Origin of the sequence: Siminovitchia terrae, from assembly GCF_003605405.2 — a bacterium.
GTDB lineage: Bacteria > Bacillota > Bacilli > Bacillales > Bacillaceae_C > Siminovitchia > Siminovitchia terrae.
Map to the genome: position 1 here is coordinate 1 of NZ_QYTW02000020.1, position 1,996 is coordinate 1,996.

Here is a 1,996-nt window from a genome sequence, read left to right on the forward strand (position 1 = left end):
ATCCTTGTTTACCATTAAATAGTCTCATTGACTATGACCTCCTTGTCGGGTGGGTGATTGAGTAAACTTGGTTAAGTATTTCAATCGTAACATAGTCACTGGGACATTTTTTGTGTTCCAAAAAGGATTATTTCATACACCAGAAACTTAATAAAAAAGGCACTATCCACAGGGCAAGTTTTCTAATATAATTGTTTGAGTAATGACAATTTTTTAAGGGGGAATATCTTTGAAGCGTTTATTGCCTGCAGTGCTTGCGGCTATACTTGCCATTTGGGCGCTGCCATTATCCGCTTTTGCGGCGGTGGATCCGAAAGATCCAGAGTTTCAAAAATACTTAAAAGAAATCGGAATGTCCAAGGAAGATTTTGTTACATACTTTGAGGATGTCCATGATTTCACTCTAGAAGATTTCGATTCTGTTAAAGAAATAAAAGAATACTTGGGCGAACCAATAAATAAAGAAAACTTGAACGCCCTGCTTGCTGATTACGGCATGACAAAAAAAGAATTGGAACAGCTTCTTGCGGAAAATGGGATGTCCTTGAATGATTTTGTTTTTATAGAAGATCTAGAGGTTGAAATCTTCTATTTGGCCGTTGACTCAATCGACGAAGAGGCTATCATTGAAGCCCTTGCCGGGTTTGGTCTTACAACTGACGAAATGCAAAGATTGGAAGCCCACCTGGACAAAGTAATAGAAAACACTGATGAAGAAGCCTTTTTAGCCAAACTTTTGAACTTAGGGGATCGTTTAATGTCCTTCCCAGAATTTGACAGCGCCTCCGAGCTGACATCAGGTCAGATCGCTGAATTGCTCAGCATTTGGGACGAGCTTTTGAATCTCCTTCAACTAAAAGTAGATTACTATTTAGTTAAGGACGGTATTGAAACACCGATTTCCTTATCGGCATTAATCCAAATGGATACAGTCAACGGTGCTGATTTGCTTATAAAAATTTATTCAAAAGATGGTCAATTCTTAGCCGACCTATTGATCACAAAAGAGATGTTCGGCTCCGAAATGCTTAATAATGCCGGCCAAAAAATAAACAAAGTAGAAACAGCAGTAAAAACTTCTTCTGGGAAGCCAGTGGCCAAAAAAGTTAAGGGTGAAAAGCCTGCTGTCAAAACCGTTAAGGGCGAAAAGCCTGTTGTCAAAACCATTAATGGCGGAAAACTTCCAAATACAGCAGGAGGCTACCTTCCTCAGACTGTTGCGGGACTTGCACTTATTGTCTTAGGTGCCTTCTTATTCCGTAAATTTATAGTAAAAGGTGCATGATGAAACGATTCATTCTTCTTGCAGCGGCAGTTGGATTGATTGGATTTGGTACTTGGCTTTCCGGGACGAATGCCTTTAAATTTTTGACGGGGTATATGATTTTTACAGTGAATAAAGCCAGTTCAGAGCCTGCACCCGTCAAACAAGAAGAAGCACCTCCTATCAAGGTTGAGCGGGACACAAAAACAGTCGTTTATCAGGAACGCCCTGAAGAAGGCGAGATCATTGGCGATTTGATCATCCCCAAGCTGGATGCAACATTGCCAATCTATCACGGAACAGATGAAGATGAACTTGAAAAAGGTGTCGGGCATTATGCCGACAGCGTACTTCCCGGAGAAAAAGATAACTCGGTCCTGTCTGGACACCGGGATACAGTCTTCCGAAGGCTTGGAGAAGTAGGAAAAGGCGACTTACTGATTGTCACCACCTCCAAAGGTGAATTCACCTACAAAATTCGAAAAGTCCGGATTGTGGATGCGGACGATCGGACGGTTATTGTTCCGAAGCCTCGCGCCACCTTGACCGTCACCACATGCTATCCGTTCCGCTATATTGGCGATGCGCCGGACCGCTATATCTTGATTGGCGATCTGATTGAAAGCAAAAAATATGAAGAATGAAGAGCCGCGCCGGTTGGTGCGGCTTTTTTTATAAGAGAGTTGGGAGCTTTATAAGAGAGTTGGGAGCTTTATAAGAGAGTTGGGAGCT

2 protein-coding genes are annotated in these 1,996 nt (G+C 42.1%); both read left to right on the forward strand.

The features are described 5' to 3' along the window. Positions 1-229: 229 nt before the first annotated feature. A complete protein-coding gene (locus D5F11_RS17255; protein ID WP_185830765.1) occupies positions 230-1,285 on the forward strand; it encodes a processed acidic surface protein in 1,056 nt (351 codons plus the stop codon). Further along, a complete protein-coding gene (locus tag D5F11_RS17260) occupies positions 1,285-1,908 on the forward strand; it encodes a class D sortase (protein WP_120117362.1) in 624 nt (207 codons plus the stop codon). The genes D5F11_RS17255 and D5F11_RS17260 overlap by 1 nt, the downstream gene beginning before the upstream one ends. Positions 1,909-1,996: the final 88 nt, after the last annotated feature.